This is a genomic window from Paraglaciecola sp. 2405UD69-4, from assembly GCF_047525415.1.
Lineage (GTDB): Bacteria > Pseudomonadota > Gammaproteobacteria > Enterobacterales > Alteromonadaceae > Paraglaciecola.
The window spans coordinates 106,038-130,064 of record NZ_JBLIXM010000004.1; the positions used below are offsets into that span (position 1 = coordinate 106,038).

The 24,027-nt window shown below is 40.8% G+C and carries 17 protein-coding genes; 7 read left to right on the plus strand and 10 right to left on the minus strand.

Features of this window, described 5'->3' with window-relative positions; translation table 11 throughout:
- The first annotated feature begins 131 nt into the window (after positions 1-131).
- Together ACMUMK_RS14440 and ACMUMK_RS14445 are read left to right on the plus strand one after the other, a co-directional pair.
- The gene (locus ACMUMK_RS14440) at positions 132-455 is read left to right on the plus strand and encodes a hypothetical protein (RefSeq protein WP_414701850.1); all 324 of its coding nucleotides are present in this window, start codon (positions 132-134) and stop codon (positions 453-455) included.
- Positions 456-473: 18 nt separating this feature from the next.
- On the plus strand, positions 474-1,436 hold the full coding sequence (locus tag ACMUMK_RS14445) for a putative metalloprotease CJM1_0395 family protein (RefSeq protein WP_414701851.1): 963 nt from the start codon (positions 474-476) through the stop codon (positions 1,434-1,436).
- A 66-nt stretch (positions 1,437-1,502) separates the two neighbouring features.
- On the opposite strand, the gene ACMUMK_RS14450 is transcribed toward ACMUMK_RS14445, so the two are convergent.
- From ACMUMK_RS14450 to ACMUMK_RS14460, 3 genes are all read right to left on the minus strand, one after another.
- Complete coding sequence (locus ACMUMK_RS14450; protein WP_414701852.1) at positions 1,503-3,815, minus strand: Tex family protein; 2,313 nt, start codon at positions 3,813-3,815, stop codon at positions 1,503-1,505.
- Positions 3,816-3,938: 123 nt separating this feature from the next.
- Positions 3,939-4,445, minus strand: a complete 507-nt coding sequence (gene greB, locus ACMUMK_RS14455) for a transcription elongation factor GreB (RefSeq protein ID WP_414701853.1) — start codon at positions 4,443-4,445, stop codon at positions 3,939-3,941.
- An 86-nt stretch (positions 4,446-4,531) separates the two neighbouring features.
- A complete protein-coding gene (locus ACMUMK_RS14460) occupies positions 4,532-5,281 on the minus strand; it encodes an FKBP-type peptidyl-prolyl cis-trans isomerase (protein ID WP_414701854.1) in 750 nt (249 codons plus the stop codon).
- Positions 5,282-5,412: 131 nt separating this feature from the next.
- Here ACMUMK_RS14460 and ACMUMK_RS14465 point away from each other — a divergent pair, with 131 nt between their 5' ends.
- The 4 genes from ACMUMK_RS14465 (at position 5,413) to ACMUMK_RS14480 (ending at position 9,250) form a co-directional block, all read left to right on the plus strand.
- Positions 5,413-6,351 (plus strand): WD40 repeat domain-containing protein, encoded by a 939-nt coding sequence (locus tag ACMUMK_RS14465; RefSeq protein ID WP_414702018.1) that lies wholly within the window; start codon positions 5,413-5,415, stop codon positions 6,349-6,351.
- On the plus strand, positions 6,348-6,560 hold the full coding sequence (locus ACMUMK_RS14470; RefSeq protein WP_414701855.1) for a SlyX family protein: 213 nt from the start codon (positions 6,348-6,350) through the stop codon (positions 6,558-6,560). Before ACMUMK_RS14465 ends, ACMUMK_RS14470 begins: the two co-directional genes overlap by 4 nt.
- A 146-nt stretch (positions 6,561-6,706) precedes the next feature.
- Positions 6,707-8,554 (plus strand): PKD domain-containing protein, encoded by a 1,848-nt coding sequence (locus ACMUMK_RS14475; RefSeq protein WP_414701856.1) that lies wholly within the window; start codon positions 6,707-6,709, stop codon positions 8,552-8,554.
- A 192-nt stretch (positions 8,555-8,746) separates the two neighbouring features.
- On the plus strand, positions 8,747-9,250 hold the full coding sequence (locus tag ACMUMK_RS14480; protein ID WP_414701857.1) for a hypothetical protein: 504 nt from the start codon (positions 8,747-8,749) through the stop codon (positions 9,248-9,250).
- 87 nt (positions 9,251-9,337) lie between these two features.
- Here ACMUMK_RS14480 and ACMUMK_RS14485 read toward each other — a convergent pair whose 3' ends face one another.
- From ACMUMK_RS14485 to ACMUMK_RS14510, 6 genes are all read right to left on the minus strand, one after another.
- On the minus strand, positions 9,338-11,320 hold the full coding sequence (locus ACMUMK_RS14485) for an alpha/beta hydrolase family protein (RefSeq protein WP_414701858.1): 1,983 nt from the start codon (positions 11,318-11,320) through the stop codon (positions 9,338-9,340).
- A gap of 85 nt (positions 11,321-11,405) precedes the next feature.
- Positions 11,406-13,427, minus strand: a complete 2,022-nt coding sequence (locus tag ACMUMK_RS14490) for an ATP-binding protein (protein ID WP_414701859.1) — start codon at positions 13,425-13,427, stop codon at positions 11,406-11,408.
- Positions 13,428-13,621: 194 nt separating this feature from the next.
- The gene (locus ACMUMK_RS14495; protein WP_414701860.1) at positions 13,622-18,703 is read right to left on the minus strand and encodes a DNA repair ATPase; all 5,082 of its coding nucleotides are present in this window, start codon (positions 18,701-18,703) and stop codon (positions 13,622-13,624) included.
- 57 nt (positions 18,704-18,760) lie between these two features.
- Complete coding sequence (locus ACMUMK_RS14500; protein ID WP_414701861.1) at positions 18,761-20,779, minus strand: hypothetical protein; 2,019 nt, start codon at positions 20,777-20,779, stop codon at positions 18,761-18,763.
- Between the two features lie 39 nt (positions 20,780-20,818).
- On the minus strand, positions 20,819-21,451 hold the full coding sequence (locus ACMUMK_RS14505; RefSeq protein ID WP_414701862.1) for a hypothetical protein: 633 nt from the start codon (positions 21,449-21,451) through the stop codon (positions 20,819-20,821).
- Positions 21,452-21,676: 225 nt separating this feature from the next.
- On the minus strand, positions 21,677-22,381 hold the full coding sequence (locus ACMUMK_RS14510) for a DUF1499 domain-containing protein (RefSeq protein ID WP_414701863.1): 705 nt from the start codon (positions 22,379-22,381) through the stop codon (positions 21,677-21,679).
- A gap of 105 nt (positions 22,382-22,486) precedes the next feature.
- Between ACMUMK_RS14510 and ACMUMK_RS14515 the strand changes: the two genes are divergently transcribed.
- Entirely contained in the window at positions 22,487-23,296 is an 810-nt protein-coding gene (locus tag ACMUMK_RS14515) for a sterol desaturase family protein (protein ID WP_414701864.1), read from the plus strand.
- A 52-nt stretch (positions 23,297-23,348) separates the two neighbouring features.
- Here ACMUMK_RS14515 and ACMUMK_RS14520 read toward each other — a convergent pair whose 3' ends face one another.
- Positions 23,349-24,026, minus strand: a complete 678-nt coding sequence (locus tag ACMUMK_RS14520) for a GntR family transcriptional regulator (RefSeq protein WP_414701865.1) — start codon at positions 24,024-24,026, stop codon at positions 23,349-23,351.
- Between the last annotated feature and the right edge of the window lies 1 nt (position 24,027).

Genomic DNA, 24,027 nt, shown 5'->3' on the forward strand with positions numbered 1-24,027 from the left:
GTTTGCCAACCTATAACGGCTTGATATAACCGTAAACAGTTTCATTTAAACATAGGCTAAGGAATGTCTTTCTATTTATGACTTTATGATTAATAATTAAGCAGTTAAGGTTAACTCGTGGGGACGGGCCTGTGAACGTAAGTAATAATATAAATTCAGCTATTGTAAGCGGTACTTTGGGCATTCAAAATGCCTCTGACGCGATAACCAATAGTGCCTCTAATTTAGCAAGTTTGTCGGTTCAGGACACATCTTCAAGTACACCTCAAGAGTTTTTAGCAAACGCAACCGTAACTCAGTTGAGTAATGTTAAGCAGCTTTTACCAGAAACAACATCAGGTATAACCTCAGACTTAGTTGGTTTATCTGTTAGTGCCAATAATGCTGAGGCTTCAGCTAAAGTTTTAGATGTTGCTAATGGCACAGTCGGTACTCTGCTCGATATTTTTGCTTAGGCTACTTAGTTTCTGACTATGAATATTATCCCTCCCATTCCTACTCCTACTATTTTTAATGCAGGTACAGTTAATACTGAATCTGTGCGTAGGGACAATATTCAAAGAGAAACCGTTCCTGCGCTTAGTTCTGCTGAAAACTCGGCTGCTGAGACAGGAGTAGGTTCAGAAAAAGACAAAACTAAAACTCCAGGTCAAGCCTCACAACCCCTTACCTACGAAAAGCCTAGTATTCAGGCAGGTCAGCAACTAGATACTCAAAACACTAGCAGTCAAGATAACGCTCAAGATGAAAGTGCTGGCAAAGAAACTGCCGAAGAAAAACAGCAGCAACAAGCAGAACAGCAAGAGATTTCAGAACTTAAAGAGCGAGATGCAGAAGTTCGAACCCATGAACAAGCTCATGCTTCTGTGGGTGGCCAATATGCGGGTTCACCCAAATATGAATATGAAATAGGGCCAGACGGTCAGCAATATGCTGTTAGTGGTGAAGTATCAATAGACGTTTCTAAAGAGTCGACCCCAGAAGAAACCATTCGTAAAGCGCAGCAAGTCAAAGCGGCTGCCTTAGCCCCTGCAGAGCCTAGTGCGGCAGACTTGCGGGTGGCAGCTGAAGCATCACAAATTGCCTTAGAAGCTCGCACTGAAATAGCCTCAGAAAATGCTGAGCAATCGCAAGTTGCTTTTAGGCAGACCTCTCCCCTTATTGATAGCTCAGATGATGGGACTGTATCGCAAGGGCCAGATTTAGAAGACATTGTTAATAGCATTGATGAAGGTACACCTACACGATCTCTGCAAAACCATGCACTGTTTGTTGATAATGAAAGTGGTCAACAGTCATTTGATTTTATTGCAGAGCAAGATAATCAAGCGTTACAAAATAGAAGTTTAGAGATCACCCGTCGCGTATCTGTTATCGAAAATTACTATCAGCAATCTACTACTCCCAAAGAGCAAGGCTTACAACTGTCTGCTTAATACTTACCAATAACAAAAAAGCCCTTGTTTAAGGGCTTTTTGACGTACTGAAACAGAATATTTAAGTTATTTTTTAGCTTTAGCAAATGCCTCAGCAAAGGCATTCCCCATCATTTGGTTGCCCTGTTTTGCAGGTTTAGATGAAGTATTTTTGTTACTTGTGTTATGACTTTTTTGCTTAGGCTTATTATGTTTAGGTTTGTTACTTTGGTTGGGAGTGTCGCCCATACGCATAGTAAAAGATACACGTTTACGGTCTGCATCTACTTCCATAACTTTGACTTTAACTATGTCGCCAGTTTTTACGATTTCCCGTGGATCAGAAATAAATTTGTCTGTCATAGCACTTATATGTACTAAGCCATCTTGATGTACACCAACATCGACAAACGCACCAAAATTGGCAACATTACTGACCACACCTTCTAAAATCATTCCCACTTTTAAATCTTTGAGTGAATGTACATCATCTTTGAAGTTTGCTGTTTTAAACTCAGGGCGAGGATCTCGTCCAGGCTTGTCTAATTCATCAATAATATCTGTGATGGTAGGCAAACCAAACTGATCTGTAACAAAGGCTTCTGGCTGCAATTTTTTAAGTACTTCTGAATTGCCAACTATATCGTTTACTGCAATTGATGTATGTTCGATAATTGAATTTACAACTGGATAGGCTTCAGGGTGCACGGCTGAGGCATCTAGTGGATTATCACCATTCATAATTCTTAAAAAACCTGCAGCTTGCTCATAGGCTTTCGGGCCTAATCGCTCAACTTTCAATAAAGTTTTCCTGTTACTAAAGGCACCGTTTTCATCACGGAACTGCACTATGTTGTTTGCTAAAGTACGGTTCAAGCCAGAAACATGGCTAAGGAGTGCGCTAGAGGCGGTATTGATATCTACACCCACAGCATTTACACAATCTTCGATAACAGTATTCAAAGATTTACCTAAATTACTTTGACTTACATCGTGCTGATATTGCCCTACACCTATGGCTTTAGGTTCAATTTTCACAAGTTCTGCCAACGGGTCTTGTAAACGTCTTGCTATTGATACTGCACCACGTAGAGACACATCCATATCTGGTAGTTCATTGGAGGCTAGTTCAGAAGCTGAATAAACCGAGGCTCCAGCTTCACTGACTACAATTTTGCTAACACCAAGATCAGGGTTTTCTTTAATCATCTCTGCAACTAGCTTGTCAGTTTCTCGCGAACCCGTTCCGTTTCCAATACTAATCAGTTGAACTTTATGTTGTTTACATAAAGTGGCGATAGTACGTAATGATTTGTCCCACTGATTTTGTGGAACATGGGGGAAAATAGTACTGGTTGCTTGTACTTTACCTGTTGAATCAACTATGGCGACTTTTACACCTGTGCGTAGGCCGGGATCTAACCCCATAGTTACTTTAGGCCCAGCAGGTGCCGCCATTAGTAAATCATTTAGGTTTTTAGCAAATACGCTTATTGCATCTTGCTCAGCCTGCTCTCGCACTGCGCCAAACAGTTCATTTTCCATGTGCATTAGAATCTTTACACGCCATGTCCATTGTACAACCGAGCTCAGCCATTTATCAGCGGCTCTATTGGCAAATTTGATATTGAAGTGTTCGGCAATAATTTGTTCGCCGTATGAGCTTCTATCGCTTTCGTCCTTCTCAGGATCAGCATCTAGGCTCACTTGAAGAATTCCTTCGTTCCTGCCTCTAAACATAGCGAGTGCTCGGTGAGATGGAACCTTGCTCAATAGCTCAGTGTGAGAAAAGTAATCTTTGTACTTGCTGCCTTCGTTTTCTTTGCCTGCGACCAATTGGCTCTTTATATGAGCATGCTTGTTAAGATACTGACGTACTTTTTGTAATAGGTGGGCGTCTTCTGCAAAGCGTTCCATTAAGATGTATTTTGCGCCATCTAAGGCAGCTTTTGTATCGGTAACGGTATCTGCGTTTATAAAATTGCTGGCTTGAGCTTCTGGGTCTAGCTGTGGGTCGTTAAATAGCATGTCAGCTAATGGTTCTAGCCCTGCTTCAATAGCAATTTGCCCTTTGGTGCGACGCTTAGGCTTAAATGGCAGGTAAATGTCTTCCAGCTCGGTTTTGTTATCAGCGGCTAATAAGCTTGCTTCGAGAGCGGGGGTCATCTTTTCTTGGTCTTGAATAGACTTAATGATGACTTTTCTTCTATCTTCTAAATCACGTAAATAGGTTAGACGTTGTTCTAACTTCCGTAAATCTGCGTCGTCTAAGCCTTTAGTGGCTTCTTTTCTATATCGAGCGATAAAGGGAACGGTAGAGCCTTCATCTAAAAGAGTTACTGCTGCGCTTACTTGTTGAACTTGTACCTGTAACTCTTGTGCGATTTTTTCCAATATCATATTTGATGACCCTACTTGCCATGCATTTTTATCTAGGCACCTATATAGGGCTGCATAAGCAAATTACCAGCGTTGAGCGAAGAAAAAGATCATTTTTTTAACTTAGCGGGGTAAAGATCGCTTTTACTGTTTAGTGTTATCTTTATTATCAAACGCATCTTTATATTCAATGGAGTTTATAAACCACTCCTTGGGACCCGCTGGCGTGTTTACCTCAAATACATCATCTACCGACTTTTTGAGTAAGGCTCTGGCCATTGGCGAGTCGATTGATATGGCGTTTTTATCTTCACCGTAGATTTCTTCTGGGCCAACTATGCGGAAATACATTGTGTCTCCGCTTTGGTTTTCAATTTCTACCCAAGCGCCAAAAAATACCTTGCCGTCTTGTTGTGGCGAATGGTGCACCACTTGTAATTCTGGAAGTAATTTTCGAAGAAAACGCACCCGTCTGTCTATTTGCCTTAATAGACGCTTATTGTATTGATAATCTGCGTTCTCTGAACGATCGCCAAGGCTGGCAGCCCACGTTACTACCTTAGTAATTTCTGGACGCTGCTTAGTCCATAAGTACTCGTGTTCATCATGCAGCTTTTTATAGCCTTCAGGGGTAATTAATTTTGTTTTCAATGTAATGTGTTCATATTGGCTGATTATTAGGGATTGTCTGTCGCTTTCATAATTGCTTCAAGGTGTATCGAATAATGTATTGGCCTTCACTCAGCTGCTATTATTTCTAACAACTCTACTTCAAATATTAACGTTGAATAACCTGGGACCTTACTTGTTGTTCTTGCACCGTATGCTAATTCAGGGGGGATAAAAAATTTGTACTTAGCACCTGTTTGCATTAACTGTAGGCCTTCGGTCCAGCCCTTGATGACTCGTGTCAGCGGAAACGTCGCTGGCTTATTTCTGGCGTACGATGAATCAAACACAGTTCCATCTAACAAGGTACCGAGGTAGTTGACGGTTACAGTATCCGACACTTTTGGAGATTGGCCATTACCTTGCCGCAATACTTGATATTGCAGGCCCGATTCTGTCTGAATAATGCCTTCACTGTGTGAGTTACTTTCTAGAAAAGCAAGGCCAGCTTCTTTATTTACTTTTGTTTGCTCTATTTTTAGTTGGTTTTGTTTATCTTTTAGCTGCTTGTCTAACTCTCGGTTTAAAGTTTGAACGTCAGCTGCACTCAGCTGTGATTTTTCCTGTAACCCTGCGATAAAGCCTTTCACAATTAGTAAGGTGTCTAGCTCTATGCCTACCTTTTGCTGTTTGTTAGTTTTATCTGCAACTATATCTCCGATGCTGGCCCCTAACGCATAAGCTTGTTTTTCTGTGTAAGAGTTTAGTGCTAGTAGTTGCACCTCTAATGGATCTTTGGGCTTAGGTTTAGCTGGTGGTTGACATGCACTAAACGCAATAGCAAATATCATCAGCGTGATGACTGGGAGATTTTTCATTATAATTCTCATAAAAGTAAATAAACCAACTAGATCTTGGGTATATACTAGCGGCCTCATTGGAAAAGAGAAACTGATTGATAGTGTCATTAAATTATTCAAACAATATTATCTTTATAATCCTACTGTTAATGCTTGGGTGCAGTGATGTGGATGATGCACCTGTAAGCAGTGTTACTCATGCCTTAGGTGGCTCCCATGGTGCTAATATCTCTGCAGACAGTAGCCTAGCTGTGGTGTCTAGTATCGATAACGGTATTAGCGTTTGGGATCTAACTAACAATACTCAAAAATATGTATGGCGCCACCAAGACGATGGCAACAATTCAGTTACTAATATTCATATAGCGTTTGATAATTCTTATGTTGTTACCTCTGACAGAGAAGCATTCGCTTTATGGAATATGGAAATTGGTGAACCAGAAGGCTTTTGGCGAATAGATGAGTCGAGCATCAGAGATGTGGCCGTGTCTAACCAAGGTCGTGGCATTTTAGTTGGCCGAGGCAGTGGCAAGGTGATGTTTTTTGAGCCAAAAACTGGCCGTAGATTAGAATTTTTAGGGCACCAAGAGAAAATCAATAGTGTTGACATTTCGCCTAATGGCTTCTATGCATTAACCGGAGGTAATGACTATGTTGCCTACCTATGGGACACCCGCACCGCACAGGTTATTCATAAATTCGAACATTCAAGCCGTGTAACTAAAGTCGCGTTAGATGACGAAGGGCGCTATGGGTTTACAGCTGATAGTAAGCGAGACGCTAGAATTTGGGACTTAAATAGCGGCAAAGAAATAAGCAGCTTACAATATCTAGCAAGGCAAAGAATCTTCACAACTGCGGTATTCTCAAAAGACGGTAAATACCTACTTACAGGCTCACCCTCAAGGAGAGTGAACCTTTGGGACCTAGAAACAGGAAAAGAAATAAACGAATGGCGAGTGTCACCCAGAGAAGGCAGTAAACCGGCCTCTGCTGTGGTTCATAGCTTAGGTTTTAAGAGTGCAACAGAAATTGTATCTGAAAGCAGTAGTGGCAAATTTGAAACGTGGAAGATAGAAAAACTATGAGTATGTTAGAAGCCGATATAGAACAGTTACAAATGAAAGTGGCGTTTCAAGAAGACACCATAGAGAGCTTAAACCAAGCCTTAATAGAGCAACAAAAGCAGATAGATTCACTGCAGTTTGCCCTTAAACGCTTAGACTCTAAAGTCAGTGCTATAGAGCCGAGCAATATGGCCTCAGAAAAAGAAGAAGTCCCTCCTCCTCATTATTAATCTCCCCTTAGAGGTATTGGGATGTAAGTAATTCAATGCCGATACCTCTACCTACATAGTGTTTATTGTTTCTCATTTGTTACACATTTACCGAGTTTATAAGGAGCTATGATTTTCAGCTTCATAGATAAATAGGTTAGTAATGGATGAATTATTTACGCTCTGTTTTCACAAAAGTCATCTCTATGTTGCTTTTGTGTTTATTCTTGGGGGCTTGCGGCTCTGGCTCATCAGATAGTGATGCTGAAGAAACTAGCAATGTTTCTCCTACGGTTGATGCGGGTGCTGATCAAGCTGTCGAATCTGGCGCCACTGTATCTTTATCAGCTAGCATTACCGATGATGATACTGATTACGCAGTGTCTTGGACTCAAACCTCTGGCGAGGCTGTTAGCTTAAGCGATAGCTCAGCTGAAAGTATTAGCTTTACTGCACCTGACACTATATCTGAACAAACCTTGGTGTTTGAAGTATCTGTTGATGATGGCACCAATGCTGCTGTAACTGACTCAGTGACTATTACGGTAAGTGTAGTGACTAGTAATGATTCTCCAATTGTAGATGCAGGTACAAACCAAACCGTCGAATCTGGCGCAACAGTAACCTTATCTGCAAGTATTAGCGATGATGATACTGATTACGCAGTGTCTTGGGCTCAAACCTCTGGTAACTCTACGGTTTCCTTAACTAATAGCGACACAGAATCAGCTACTTTCACTGCACCAACTCTAAGTGATGAAGAAATATTAATATTTGAAGTGTCTGTTGATGATGGCACCAATGCTGCTGTTACTGACTCGGTGGTTATCACGGTAACTGCAGAAATAGAAACCTCAAATTCAGTTTGGATCATCAATGAATCTGGAGAGGTGTCAGCGCATATATTGGACTCTACAACTGGCGTTGGTGTTGAAGTTGATGTGCAATCTGTTACAGCACAGACAATAGATAATGTTGATTATACAGTTGTAAATTCTCAAGGTATTCCAAGTTATGAAATTACTGCTACTCAAGACATCATTGATGGTTTAACCAGCAGGCCTAAAGCTGACTCTGATTTTGTCACAGGTTCGCCTACAGTAGAGGTTGGAGATACGATAGCCTTTGGGCAGGACATAGGTTACGACAGCAATAATAATTGCACTACTGATTATGGCTATGGATATTGGCCACCAGGTCCTGAGTGCCCAACTCAAGATGAACGCACTGTTTATTTACCAACAGAGCCTCAGCCTGCTACAGAAGAATGTGATACTGGTTTATCCAAAATGGGTATTATGGTGAATGGCTCATCTATTTATAACTGGGAAGATGGATTTAGTTATACAAGTGATGGCTATTGGTTAAATTTAGCGCCAGAAGCTGAAGTTTACGATATAGATGTCTGCGGTGGTCACGCTGCTGGTACAGATTATCACCATCACCTTTATTCTTCCTGTTTAGCTGAATTGCTGGGCGATGACGGCAGTGGCCACTCACCAATTTGGGGCTATGCAGCTGATGGTTATCCAATTTATGGACCTTGGGAGTCTGACGGAGAACTAGCTGTAAGTGCTTGGGTCACGAGAGATTATAATGATTCCTTAGTAGGTTGTTCTGATGGGACTCGAAGTTGTCAATTAGTTGACCAATATGACATCTCTTTAGGTACTGAAATTGTTACCCAAGGCCCAGACTTTGATGACACTACTTTATCTCTTTCTAGTAATGAATTCGTAACGGTAAATGGCTTTTATTTTGAAGATTATTACTGGGATTCGACTTTGACTGAGCAAGGTGGCGTGTATTTAGATCAACATAACGGCCACACAGATGAAGAGCGGGGTTACCACTATCACATCACCATAACTATTGATGACGATGATAATATTAAGGCTGCGTTTCCCTACATAATTGGCCCTCGTTACGCGGGTCAACTAGACGATAACACTGTTGCTAGCTGCTCCACAGGAGAGGTTTCAGGCGGTGGACCGGGTGCGCCTCCCAGTGGCTAATGGGGTCACTAAAAGTTAATTTACCCTAGCAGTTAATGATTGTTTCACAAGACAATCATTAACTTTCCAGTACTTTAAGAAATCCCAAAGCCTAGAAGGTTTGTGTATCTTAGCTAGCTAAAATTGTTAATTATTAGCTTTTGTTTTGAATACTTAAAATGGGTATTTCCAAAATGATTTTAAGAGGTAAGCGTGAATATATTTAAATACTGTGGATGCTTAATATTACTATTTAGCATTTTTTCAGTTACTGCAAACACTGAAATCCATCAGCACAAAACTAAAGCAATAGGAAAGGGAACGCCTATTCCCAAGATAGAGTTGCTTATTTTTAGAGACCCAATGGATGGTGTAAATATCCATGTAAATATAGAAAACTATGCATTGGGAGCTCCTGATATGGTTGAAGCTAAGCAGGACTTAACTGCACAGGGAATATTACAAGGCCATGCTCACGTTTTTGTGAATGCTCAAAAACGTCGCAGGCTTTACGGTAATGATATTCATATACCTAAAGAGTGGTTAAAAGCAGGAGTTAATCAGGTGGCGATTTCGTTAAATAGTCATCAACATGAGAATTGGGTGTCGGGCGACCATAATATTGTCAGTTCAGTTTTCTTTGACCTATCTAAAGAACCCATTATATTGCACAAGTTCACCTCTCAACCTCTAGAGAGAAATCACCAACACCATTAGAACAATAGTTGTGAGGCTAATCACAAATTAAAGTACCCAAACCTATCAATTAGATTGTAAATTTGTGATTAATCTAATCCTATGATTTTAAGGTGTTATTTCGCCTAAGTGCTCACTTAGAAATTTTTCAAGCTCAACAAAAAGTTCGTGGCGTTGCTCAGACAATTTTAGGTGATGTCCACCCAATCTTGACTCTACATATTTAAACACCTTTCCTTGATTTTTGAGCTCTTTAACAAACGCCCTAGATTGCTCCACGGGTACACTTCTATCTTCAACTCCGTGCATGATTAATAGTGGGGTCTTTATTTTTTCAACAAAATTAATAGGGGAGCGGCTTGCTAAATCACTACTACGCTTTCCAAGTTGAGCATCTATAAACAGGCTACCAGCGAAATATTCACGTGTACTCCTCCGTAGTGCCTTCAAGTCACTGACACCCGCAAAGCTAACAGCACAAGCATATAGATCTGGTGTTTTTACTGTTGCCATCATTGCAGCATAACCACCGTAGGAGGCGCCAAAAATACATATTTTATCTTTTTGAGCTATGCCTTGTTCTATTAGGTGCTGAGTGGCATCGACAATATCGTCTTGCATTTCAAGGCCCCAACGGCCCTTTTGTGCTTCTGCAAACTCATGGCCATATCCAGTAGAGCCTCTAAAGTTAGGTCGAATAACCGCATACCCTCTGCTATTCATAAAAGATACATAGGGATCAAAGCCACTATAATCCCGTGCTCCAGGGCCTCCATGTGGATGCACCACTGTAGGGTAAGGCGCCTCACCAAAAAGAGGTAAAGTGAGCAGGGCTTCGATTTTTAGGTTATCTCGCGTGGTGAATGTTATTGTTTTATGTCTTGGTAGCTGAACGCCTTCTAAGCTAGGGTAGCTGTTTAATAACCCAGATAAACTGCCTTCTGTTTTGTCGCCAAGATAGTAAAAGCTAGGTGAAGTATCTGACTCTGAACGCAGTATATATCTAGTTCCATCTTTATTTTGGCTATGAATAAAGTTCGATGCATTAGGTATCGCTTTATCTAACTGGCGGTGTAATTGGTAGTGCTTATCATTAAAGTAGAAGCGACCATAGGGCGAGTGGGCATCAGTTAACCCAATGGCTTCACCGCTTGTCTTTGAATAAATTAGCTCGCCATCAACATCATAATTTTCATGGGCAAGCAATAAGCTAGACTCCTGAGTGGTCAAGTCCATTTTATATAATGCTTTTTTGTCTAGTTTGTACTGGGTGTAAAACAATATGTTAGGGTCTAGATCAAAGCCTAATACTTCAATTGGCTTATCTGTTAACGCGTTATATTTAAATAAAGTCTTAAAGCTGGCTCCTTTTTCTTTTGCGTAAGAATATCTAAACTCACCATTATCATAGTTTTGTCCTGCTGCAATTCGCACAACATTCTGGCGATCGGTTATCCAATGCCTAACATTTAACTTGCTGCGCAGTATTCGTTGATTTTTAGCGCTGTGAATATTCACTTTGTATACGGCAGGTTGATGTGGAATATCAAAGTCAATTGCCATCAAAATGTGGTCAGGATCTTCCGGTAAAAAATCTACGACTTTATCTTTAAATTGTGGGTCCCAGTAGTTTCTTATGTCATTACGAGTAGAATACGCAGGCTTAACCAAAAGCTTTAATTCAAATTTGTTTTTACTTAAGTCGATGCTATATAAACGCGTGTCTATATATTTGGTTCCTTCAGATTCTTGTTCGTCAGAAATACTCAGCAGTAAGATGTCTTCAGTGGCCCACCTATACCATCTGATGCTAATTTTTTTATTATCAGAAGATAAAATAGGCGTCATTTTACCAGTGGATAAATCATAAAAATTGAGTGAGGCTACATTTTTGGGGCTAGGCACATTTTGAGTGTACACAATACGATTACCACTTGGAGATAAACGTACATTTTGAAAGGAAGGCAATTGGCTAAATGAAGCTAATGGAGGCTTTAATAGGGCAGCTGTTGATGAGTTGGCAAAAACGTTAACACTAATTGAACTAAATAAAACGAAGAAAACAAACAATTTTAAAGGGTTATTCAACATATAATGTCCATATAAGTATGCTCTGCTTTTATCTACAGAAGCTTAGTGCATAAGGGTGGAGCATAGCTTACATATAAGCTTAAATCTATTCCGTAAACTGCTTGCTCAAATAAGAATAAAGGCTTTGCATATCAAAGGGCTTGCCTAAGAAGTCATTGAAACCTATAGATTTATATTCTTCTATATCTTCTGACATGACATTGGCTGTTAGGGCAACAATAGGCACTTTTTCGTTACATTCTCGAATAACTCTAAAGGCTTGCTTGCCATCCATTACTGGCATCTGAATATCCATAAGGACGATATCAGGTTGATGGAGGTTAAACATATCAATTGCTGTTTTTCCGTTTTCAGCAAAATAAAGATCTGCATTTGTGACTTCGAGCATAGATTTGATTATTTCTTGATTGATAACATTATCTTCGGCAATCAAAATACGCTTACCTATTAGCTTAGGAGCTTGAACGGCTTGAACTTCAGCTTTGGGCATAGCAGCTTTTGTAGATTTTTGTAGCGGTAAGAAGATAGTAAATGTAGTACCTTCCCCTTCGGTGCTTTGAATATTAATATCGCCTTTCATCAAAGATACTAAATCTTTAGTAATCGACATACCTAGCCCTGTGCCACCGAATTTTCGAGTTATGGAAGTGTCTGCTTGCGTGAATCTTTCGAATAGTACACTTAATGCTTCATCAGACATGCCAATACCTGTGTCTGATAACTCAATGGCTACTCCATGGACGCCTTTCTTCTGGGTTTCGTTTAGAGTAATAGTCACACCACCTTCTTCGGTAAACTTAATGGCATTTGATACTAGGTTAAGAAGTACTTGCCTGATCCTTACAGGGTCGCCTATCCAAATTTTAGGAATATCTTTGTCAAAACATATGTTGATACCCAGCTCTTTATCTAAAGCAACGGGTAACATATCTGAAATCACAGACTCGGTTATCGTCAATAAAGAGAACTCAACGTTTTCAATCGTTAACTGATTGGCTTCTATTTTAGAGTAGTCGAGAATATCATTGATTATTCGTAGTAAAGAGTTGGCTGAATAAATAGCCTGTGGAATGAGCTTTTGGTTTTTGACGTTATTAATGTCTCGTTGAAGTAGTTGCAGTATCCCCGTTATTGCATTTAACGGAGTACGTATTTCGTGGCTCATATTAGACAAAAATTGGCTTTTGGATTTATTAGAGCTCTCTGCTAGCTGCTTTGACTCTCGCAATAAATTTTCAGTTTGTTGTTGCTCACTGATATCTTGAATCACAGACCAAATATATTCTTTGCCATCTTCGCCATCAATTTTTACACCAGATAATTGCACTGGATAGGTATGGCCTAGTTTGTGGATATATTCTTTTTTGTAAGGGCCGTAGCGTCCTTCTTTGCTAAGGGAGTCGAGCTGTTCTTGCTCTTGTTGTTCGTATTTTTTCGGAGTGAGCTGCCAATAATCCATGTTATTCAGCTCTTCTATATTATATCCAGTAAAACGGCTAAACTCTTGATTTACATAGTCAAATAAGCCGCTTTCTAACTCATTTATTGCTACGCCTACAGGGGCTAGTTTTACAAATTGCTTAAATTTTTCTTTTTCTAATAAATACGCTCGTTCAAAGTTTTTAGCATCAACGTGAGCATCTACTAATTTTATTTGGGTTTTTACTAAATCAGATACATCTCTGCCTACCGCCAAAATAAGTGGCCTTTCTCCTACGGGTATTGCTGTCAATGACACCAAACAAGGGAATATTGTTCCATCTAGTTTTGCATGTTGCCATTGGAAAACCTGTGGCTCACCTTGCATTGTCTTTTCAATGTATTCTTTTGCCAATTCATAGGAAGGGCGTCCGCAAGGTTGGAATTCGGGAGATATATCACTAGGGGTTAAGTTCAAAAAGTTTTCTTCACTTTCGACACCATGCATAGCAATGGCAGAGGCATTGCATTCAACAAAGGTTCCAGTGTCTAGGTCAATAATTGATAGAGCGTCTGCAGATACGTCAAACAGTTTTTTATACTTGTCTCTTTCAAAACGAACATCTTGTAGCTGACGTTTCAGCTTCTCGTTTTCATTTATTAATGCCGCATGTTCGGATTGACTCATTTTAATAGATCCGTTTTATATGATCGCCCCAGGGACAAAAACCATTATTTATATCTGTAATCTTATCTCAAAAGTAATAAGTTTGTATGAACCACAAGTTGGTACACTGCATTCAAAGCTATCCAGCTTATCGGCAGTTAGTGCTAATAAATTAAACACATATGACTAAAGTAGTAATAAGGATCACTTTTAAACTATTTATTCTTTTTAAAATCATCTTCAGTCGCGCCAGACCAAACTTTACTTAATAAATGCATAGCTGTGGCGACCCTATTAATAGGTTTAATCAAGTCTGTGGTATCAGATTGCTGCATGTCTAGTTTAATTGCCTCTAGAGAACTCGCCATTTGTCCTAGTTGTTGCACAGCTTGGGTAGTGGGATCACCTTCTACTTTTAAGGTTTGTTTGCTACTAAAGGCGCTGCAAATATGTTTCCAACGAGCTTGTTGCTCTTCATTCATCACACCCCTCAGCATAGCCAATTTCAGTAAATTCTCTTCTGCACCAGAGGTGAGGGTTTGCGCTTCACCCGTATAGTGGTCGCCAATCAATTGCATCAGTTCTTCATGATTCATCACAGCTGAGACTTTTTCAGCCATTTTATTCATATTTCGATAACTACCTTGTAATTTAAACGGTGGCTCTTCCCGGTAGTCTTCTGCGGTAGCGGCTGATTGAATATATTGTAAATTCACTTTTAAAATAACGTCTTGAATCGCGCTTAGGTGAGCTAACACACTGGTGATTTCGTTTATTTCTGCACCACTATACTGATGACTTAGGTCACTACTAGTGGTTTCTCCATTTTGCGCCATAGCCACAAACTTATACACGTCTTGCATATCCCTTAAAGCTAAAGGTGCAAGCACAGGATTTGAAGTTAGTGCGTTTTCTATGTAGCTAAGTGCGAATTGCTCTTCTTTACCGCCCAACACGTCACCAAGGTTATAAATATCAGCTCGGTTTGCCAGCATATCTGGCACTTTGAATACATCTCCTGACTCTGTGTAAGGATTACCAGCCATGACCACACAGAATTTTTTGCCGCGCATATCATAGGTTTTTGACTGGCCCTTCCAAACCCCTTCGATGCGTCTAGTCCCGTCACATAAAGAAATAAACTTTTGTAAAAATTCTGGGTGAGTATGTTGGATATCATCTAGATACAGCATGACATTACTGCCCATCTCTAGGCCCAAGTTGAGCTTTTCAAGTTCCTGACGAGCGGTAGCGTTAGGCGCATTCTCTGGGTCAATAGAGGTCACATCATGGCCTAATGAAGGACAGTTTATTTTCATAAACACTAAGCCCAACCGGTCGGCGACATATTCCATCAAGGTAGTTTTACCGTAACCTGGAGGAGAAATTAGTAATAATAATCCCATTAGGTCGGTGCGTTTATTATCGCCTACTGTGCCCATTTGCTTGGCTAGGTTGTCACCAATAATGGGTAAATATACTTCATTGATTAAACGGTTACGGACAAAGGAGCTTAATGGCTTGGCCTTATAGGCATCTAATTGTAATTCTCGTTTGCTAGCAAGCATTTCTTGCTGCCGCAATTCATGGTAGCGATGAAAGTTAGCCACATCTTGAATGTGGTAGTGATTCAGCCTTTCGCTATATTCATCTAAAGCTAGGTGTAATTGCCCCTCTTTTATATTTTTATGATCGCTAAGTAACCCATCAATACTGAGGTTTAAGTTTACCTTGCTTGGGCGAGTACTGAGCTTACCTTGACAAATAATCAGTGCCGCCGCCTCGGGTAAATAATGGGCTAGTTGCGCTTTATCCTGCTCTTGTAAGGTTGCAGTCAACCAGGCATTAGTAAGCGCCCACTGCTCTTCCAGTCCAGATATTATAGAGGTATCTGCGGTAGCATCTTCAATTAACTGATTGAACTGAGCCATGGCTGATTGGAACTCATGAATGTGGCCTAAGGTATCTAACTGCTTGGTAAAGTGTTCTGCTAACCCCTTAGCTGGCTGGCTACTGATAAATGCCAGCTTACTTTGGGCTAACTCAGCACTTAGATACTGACTGCTTTGCTCGATTTCGTTAGGGGTAAAGGCTAAATTAAATCGCTTACAAAAATCTTGCAGCCTAAGTTGTAAGCTTTGCTGCAATTGTTCAAAACCCTGCAAACTGTTAAATGAGTTAGCTAAAAGCTGGGCGCTAAAAGCATGGCTTTGCCAGATTTTTTCTTGGGTTTTATCGCGACTAGAAAATCCCCAAAACATCATTGCTAAAGCTCTTGCTTTGGGTGGATAACGCAAGAGGTCGGCTTTTTGGTGTACTGGTAAAATAGCTTGTAGTACTTTCACTGTATCTGAGTCGTGGACACCTTTTTCGTAACCTTCTTGGTAACGTTCAGACATGTATCCGCGTACTAGCACTAATAGTGCTTTAGGATCTTCTGCTAAATCGTACAGCTTGTTAATTGACTGACCATTTTGCTGTTGTTCTGCATCACGAATGATTAAGGACGCTAAATATTCTATTCGGCTTACTTTATCATTCTCAGATACTAAGGCTTGTTGCCAATAAGGCTTAAGTTGCTTTAACTCTTGATTATCTAACCGTTCAAAATAATCTGTACCAACCAAGTGTCGATATAAGCCGTCGTCACGGGGCAGCAAGGTTAAATCTAGATTTTGCGAATTCACACTAAATTTATGCTTACCCAGTTTAATAACCGCACCGCCATCTTCGAAAATATCCTGCTTATCTCGCAGGCTGCGGATACCTTGTTCTTTAGCGGCTTTAAGTTGGGCTTCTAGATCATCGGCTTTAACTGGGTCATTCAAGTCACGTAGCTGTGTTACTAAGTCAGCTAGCTTCATGACCATAGGATCAGAGGCAAAATAGGTGTTCAGTTGGTCGGCATCGTTAAAGCCAGCAGCTCGCCTAGATACACCTTTTAAAATACGCTCTGCAGCAGTATATAAATTTTGTGAGCGCCGTTGCTGGTCTTCAATCAGGCTTTGTTTACGGCTTTCAAATACACTGTGAAGCTCTTCTCGTTTATCCATTATGTCGGATAAAAACTGATCATATTCACTGAATTTAGACTCTAGCTCTTCAAGCTGGATCATCAAGCGAGATAACTGCTCGTCGGCTTTGTCCGGTGTGTCTACCATGGCAATGGCGCTATTGATGCTTTGAGAAAACAATCTAAACTGCGCGGCAAACTCGGCGGAGGATTCACCGGTTCCTAGCTCTTTACGGCGATTTTTACCTTGGGCTTTGACTTGATTTAATTTGGCATATATTTCAGATATATCATCAAGAATCTTTGTTCTTACTGTGGCATCGTCTACTTTTAAACCATTTAAAATTTCGGTCAATAAATCTAAGCCAACGGATAAGCTATCTAACTCATCAAGCAGTGGCTTAATATCTACTACTAGAGTAACTTCAGCCACGCTATTTTCTAAGCTGATGATTTTGTCATGATATGGCTGCAGCGCCTTGTCTGCTGCTAAAAACTCTACGGTTGCACTACTCACCTCTTCGAATTTTTCAGTTACTTGAGTATCTAATTCTGCAATGCGCGATGTATCTATGTAACGCTGGTCTTTTAAGGTAATTAGGTGGCCACGCTGTTGGCGCAATGCCGTAAGGCATGCCACGTATTGCTCAGGAGACTGCCAATCGCTAATTTTGACTGACGCTAACACGTCAGCTTGTTTCTGCTCTGCTTGCCCAAGGCCCTTATCGGCTTGAAAGCGTATTTGTTCAACCTTGATAAATTCATCAATAACAAGCTCTGCAGTGGCAGTAATCTTTTGTAATACTTCACCTAAACCGTCAACCTCAGGCTCTGCCAACCAGTAATAGCTGTCGAACATGGTATGGCAAGTTTTAATTAAATCTTCGTATAGGTTTCGGCTAGGATTAGGGTTGCTAATGCTGCGGTTAATAGCAATCAAATCCGAAATACCCCGCACTAACTCTTTGTTGCCTATACGGCTAAAAAAGCTATCTGTGGTGGGTTGTTTCGCGGCATGCTCTTGACTGAAGTAAGGAGTTTCCCATACTTGCATAGGGTGGACCCGCGTTGCCTCGTCTTCAGCTACAAATACCACCATAGTGCCGTTTTCAAACACGCTATAACCATGAGCATAAATAGGATTTTGTAGTTCTTTGCGGATCAGGTTGTAAGAGTACAAACCAGCTAGACCCGACTCTGGCTCGTAAAATACATACAGTACATCTTCACCATTAGGAGAGCGGATAGTTCGCTTAAAACGCAAGCCTTCGATTTCATCAGGAAAGGACTTTGTTTCACCATTTTGCAGGTAATAGCCACCTGGGAAGATAATGCCGTGGTCTTCTGGTAACGACACACAAGCCAAGCCTATGGCATCAATACGATTAACCTGATTTGTTCGAGTGTTAAAGACCAAATAACGATACTGCTTTTCGCGGTAAGGTTGGATTTTTAGCAGAATCAAAGTGCCAATTTGTGCATATTGAATATCGGCATCGGCAAGGCTTTGAGTTTGGTCGTCTACGGGTTCGTTGTATATACCTAAGCCGTCTTCTGTATTATTTTCCACCTTGATGGTTAGCTGCCCACCAATGGTTTCAACGAATACAGAATCTAGGATATTAACATGGGGATGCTGTCCAGTTTCGTGTTGTTCGCGCCCAGCTTTTAGCCATTCAAAATCATGTGATGGCGCGGTTTTTATGGCTCGCTCACCGCGGTTATCTATGTAGGTAGCACTGCCGTCTTTGTTAATTCGCCACTGAAATACTCGGGTGTCTTCAATCTTTCGGCCTATTTGAAATACAGCAAAAAGCGTTTGATTTTGTACTTTGAGCTGGATCAGACGGGCTTCTTTATAGTAAACGTATAACTCACTGAATTCTTTTACAAAAAGGCTGTCATCTAAAAAGCTGCCACTGATATCCTGGGCTTCAAGGTCATATCCTGCATCGCTCTGTTTGAGCTTAAACAGACCAAATACATCTTGTACTTTGGTTTCTTTCTTAAGACCAATAAAGACGTTGTAACCAAATAAGATACTTTCTCCAACGGGGACTATATCTCTGGCAATACAATTGTTTTCGGTTCTGACTCGCACTCGACTGAGCACATCAAGTTTAGCTTGACCAAATTCATCGATACGGGCCTGATTAAGAGTATCGACTTTTTGTTTAAGAATAGATGCTTGCTCGGTTAATCGAGCGCGAATAACTTCGTAAGCGCCGCCTTCGGCAACCGCTTGGTCAACTTGGTTTTGATCTCTTGTAGCTTGTTCTGCCATAAAGCCTCTCCCAGCTAATAAAAACAGGCAGTGAAATCACTGCCCACACACTGTGTATTAGCTTGAAGTACTATCGTTCTTTTTACTTAAGGCCTTGGCGACTAAATCCATCACTTGTGGGTTGTCTCCACCTTCTTTGAGGAATTTAGCTACAAGTGCAGTAATGGCGGTATCTTTAGCATTACCGCTGGCACCACCAAAGCCTGCAATCAGTTCTTTGGCATCTTCGACAAAGCTGGCATCGCCGTTAAAGTGGTCTGCAAATGCAGTTTGCAGGGTTTCACTCTTGCCTATGGTACCATCAATAGACTTGCCCACAGACAAAGATTTAACAAAGCTATCTAGGTAGCTGGTGTCTCCTCCTACGATATCAATATTGGCTTCTTTCAAGGCTTCAGATAACACTAGAGCTTGTTGCTTCGCTATTTCTACATTGGTAGTAATTGACTCCATGTTTTCTTCGTGGTGCTTGTCTAAACGCATTCTGAATTCTTCGTGAGAACGCTGACTGTCAGACATAGTGCCCATGGCTTCAAATTTCTTGGTCATACCTTCTGCTTCCGCAGCTGCCTTTTTCGCCATGACTTCAGCTTCTGCCACACCGGTTTTTTCAACGGCATCGGCTAAGGCTTCTTGTACTCTTACTTCAGCCATGCCTTCTTGCTCTTTGGCGATAGCTTGGGCTTCCATTACTTTCGCCTCTGCTAAGCCAGTGGCGGCAGCAAGGGCTTCTTTACCTTCGGCTTCTTTACGTTGAGATAGGGCAAGTTTTTCAGCTACATCTAAGTCAGCCATGGCAATGACAGCCTTCTCTTTGGCAATATACTCCGCAGATTTCTCTGCAGCTTCAGCGGCTTTAATGTCTTTTACTAAGGCTTCTTCAGCTTCTGCTTCGGCGGCAATCACCTTGGCTTTTTTCAAGCGCTCAGCTTCAGAAACCACACGTACATCGTTAATTTCTTCTTCTTTTTCGGCTACGGTTTTGTCTACCTCAACACGGCTACGAATAACATCGGCTATTTCACGCTTTTCATGCTCTAGGAGTTTTTCGTTGGCTATACGTTGTAAGGATGCTTCTTTTTCACGCTCAATTTGCTCTAGCTCACGAGCTTTAATTACGCGCTCTTCTTCAATGGCAACGGCACGTAAGCGGTTATTCTCGGCTACTTCAACTTCCCGCTGTTTGTTTTGCTCTTGCACTTCAATTTCTTGCTCGGCCTGTACTCGAGCCTGCTCAGATTTGAGTTTTTCTTCATGCTGTACTCGTTCTGTTTCGGCAGTCTCTCGGGCAACTACAGTTTCAACTTCACGCCTTTGTTTAGCTTCTGCATCAGCTTGTTGGCGTTCTAGCTCAAGTATTGCTTCGCGGGTTTCAACGTCTTTACGTTTGATTTTCATCTCTTCATCACGTTGAAACACATTTGTTTCTATGTGTTGCTCCGCAGTGAGCTGCGTGATTTTACGAATACCTTGTGAGTCTAAAATGTTATTTGGGTCAAGTTTTTCTAGGGGCGTTTGCTCTAAGTAATCAATGGCTACATCTTCTAAAACGTAACCGTTTAGGTCGGTGCCAATATTGTCAATAATCATGTCGCGAAATGTATCTCGCTTAGCGTACAAGTCTTCAAACTCTAAAGATTTACCGACGGTTTTTAGAGCTTCTGAGAACTTGGCGCTAAATAAATCTTCTAAAGTAGTAATGTTAGACGCACGCTCACAGCCAATAGCTTGTGCCACTTTCATTACGTCATCACTATTTTTGTTTACCTTTACAAAAAAGCCTACTTTGATGTCTGCACGAATGTTGTCGTTACAAATCAAACCATCAGAGCCGCTTCTGTCCACCTCAATGGTTTTCAAGGAGATATCCATAATTTCCATTTTATGAAATACCGGTATCACCACACCACCAGTAAAAGTAACTGTAGGTTCGTTACCCATTTTGTTGATGATCATGGCACGGCCTTGCTCCACTTTTTTGTATAAGCGAGCAAGCATAAGCGTGACCCCCATAATTAATACAAAAATGCCTACAGCAAGAGAAATCCAAAAAATCACATCACTTTCAGTATTCATACGTTGACTCCATTAACTACTTTTTATTGGGGAAAGGGGTTATAGGCTAGAAGATGACATTGCCATTACTTCTGCTTCGCTGGCGACCGTATAGCTATCGGTTTCTTCAGAAAACTCTAATAACACGATACGGCTGCCTTTAGATAAATCGTTGGGGGTATTCGCTCTGATGCTATATACCATGCCGTCATCTGCAGTCGCTTGACCAAAAGACTCGGTAACCGTCTGTGTGGTAACAGTGCATATCACACCATGTAAGTCTTTTTTCGAGAGAGCTTCATGAGTATGAAATACTTTACGAAGAGGTTTACAACATACCGCAGCAAAAGGAATAGCAATCACTACTGCAAATATCGCCACAATAAAACCTACGGCAGTGGCCGTTAACACGCCATCAAGCAAGGGCATCAAATATTTGCGGGCCAAATAGGTAAAGGCAAAGGCATAAATATCAACAAGGGTTAATGCTACGGTTAGCGGTACTCCGTCTAAACCAAGGCTTTCTATCCAAGTGCCACTGGTAGCGTCAGCATCACTGTCGCTATCAAAATCAAGAATTTCAATATCAATTAATCCTGCAAAAGCCATAAGCCAGAACAGCATTAAGATAATTAAAGGAAGGGTGAATATTATGGTCGGGAAGCTAAACACTTCATTTAAAAAAAGTTCCATTTAGATTTGCTCCACAACTGGGTTGGAAAATCAGACAATTCAGGTCTGAAAAGATTGAAACTACTTTTAAAACATAGGTTTGTCAATGAGAAGTGTTTTTATTCACAATGAATTCTTGTAACAAAAAATGCGCCATGAAGAGGGATCTTTGCCCCCTCCTTCATGGCTTTGTATCACAAACCTTACTCTATAATAGTATGTGTATTAGAGCCTTATAAATGATGTTTAATTTAATTGAATACCATTTAAAATTTCATGAATACGTTCAGTGTTTTTACCCAAGTCACTGCGGCCGATACGTGACTTACTACGCACATCTAATATTGTTTTGTCTGCTTGGCTTTGAATTCTAATTACCACGTCATCTATAAAGCCAAACCAAGCTGTAGTGTCATATGCCTCTATTTGCCCTGTGGCTTTGTCTGCGGTAACGACTTCTAAGCCCATATTTTTTACAGAAGCTAGTGCAGCATCAAAGACTAGATCGCTAGATTGAGAGTAAGTTTGCGTTTGTAACTCTGGATATGCGCTTCGTTGCTGGCTGGCAATTTCTTCACCTTGATAGGCTGCAGGGTTGGGGGCGTCTGCGCGTAGGGCAAGAATGGCATTAAATTTAGGAGGGTTAACTAAATCGGTGCTTATGTCGTGAATAGCGGGCACAGATTTTCCTTTGTTCATCATACCTAAGGGAAAACCTACAGCCACAAGTGCTAACAAAGTTGAAAATATAGTGGTACTCCATACTATATTTTTACGCATAAAAATAACTTGAATTAACACTAAGACCAAAACAATTGCGCCCACAATAAGTGCCACACGAAATCCCATAAAGGCTTGTCGTAGTTCTAAAACTTCGGCTTGATATAAAGGGCCAGATAACATCAAAATAAGTACAGATAAAATACCTGCAATTAAGGTAATAACTTTCATAAAAACTCGGTCCTGTCATGATAAGTAGCAATATATGCAGATGATAATATATAAATGGTTGCGGCAATGCGAATTGTTCCAACTAAGGTTGAGGCATAAACAAACATGATGATTGATAGCACCACAGAAGTTTGGATCAGGCTAGGTGTGTTTATTGGCGTTTTAGCACTGATGATGTGCTGGGAAGCATTAACACCTAACCGCAAATCTCCGGTATCTAAGCTGGCGCGTTGGACCTCAAACTTTGGGTTAATTTTTCTTGGCTCCTTGGTGGTTCGCTTGCTCATACCTGCAGGTTTAGGGGCGGTTGCTCTGTGGGCACAACAGCACAATATAGGTTTATGGAATCAATTTTCTGTAAGCTTGTGGTGGTCTATACCCATTACAGTGGTGTTATTTGATTGCCTGATTTATTGGCAACATAGGTTATTTCACCGAGTACCTTTGCTTTGGCGACTACACAGAGTACACCACGCCGACCCACATATTGATGTGTCTACTGGCCTTAGGTTTCACCCAATAGAAATTGGGCTGAGTATTGCCATTAAGTTAGTGGCGGTTGTTCTACTGGGTGCTCCATTAATGGCGATTCTAATTTTTGAAGTGCTACTCAATGCCACCGCTATGTTTAGCCATGCAAATATTGCGCTTCCTAAAAATATAGAGCAGCTACTTCGTAAAGTCATAGTGACGCAAACCATGCACCGTATTCATCACAGCCAAATTGTAAGTGAGACAGATAGCAACTTTGGGTTTAATTTATCAATCTGGGACAGGTTATTTGCTAGTTATACCCAAACTGCGAAAAACGGCGACATGGGTATAAATATTGGTTTGAAAGAATATCCAACAGAAAAATCGAATAGCAACTTAGTACATTTATTGTTGATGCCTTTTAAAAATAAGCCTGATTGATGGCATAAAAGGTGGGGCGCAATACTAGCTTTGCCACGTTAGTTCAGAGTAATTAAGTGTGTATTTTAAATTTTTGTTTTGGAGCACAAAGATGCTGAATCACAAAATCTTTGGTAAGGGCTAGATCGTTTTCTATCCATTCAACAGCCTCATCTATACGCTTTTCGAGCAACATATTCGTTAGAGCTTGATGTTTTTTTATTTCGTTAGTTAGGTCATTCCTATCACTATCCACAGAGGCAATTACAACTTGAAGCTCCTGCATTAAGGAGTGTTCAAGCTCCATGAGGTGTTTACTTCCAGTGATACCAACTAAGGCTGCATGAAATTGATTGTGGGCTTCAGCTACGGTTACCGGATCGTTGGTTTTTGCCATTTTTGCATAGTCGTTCATCGCTGCCGCTAGTTGTTGAAGTAGCGACGCTTCGCAAAAATTTGCATTTAACACGGCTTGACGCTCGATGATTAAACGGGTTTTAAATATCTCTTCTACTTCACTTATACTTAATTTTCTAACTCGAACACCTTTATTGGGCATATGGCTGGTAAGTCCATTGGCACTCAACACTCTCAATGCTTCCCGTACACTGTTTCGAGATACACTTAAGTGCTCAGTAAGCAACACTTCTCGTAATTGCTCTCCAGGCTGCAGCTCACCGGTAAAAATAGCTCTTTTTAATGTGGTTACTACTTTACCAACGCTTGTTTGTGAATCTGTGATTACGCTCATT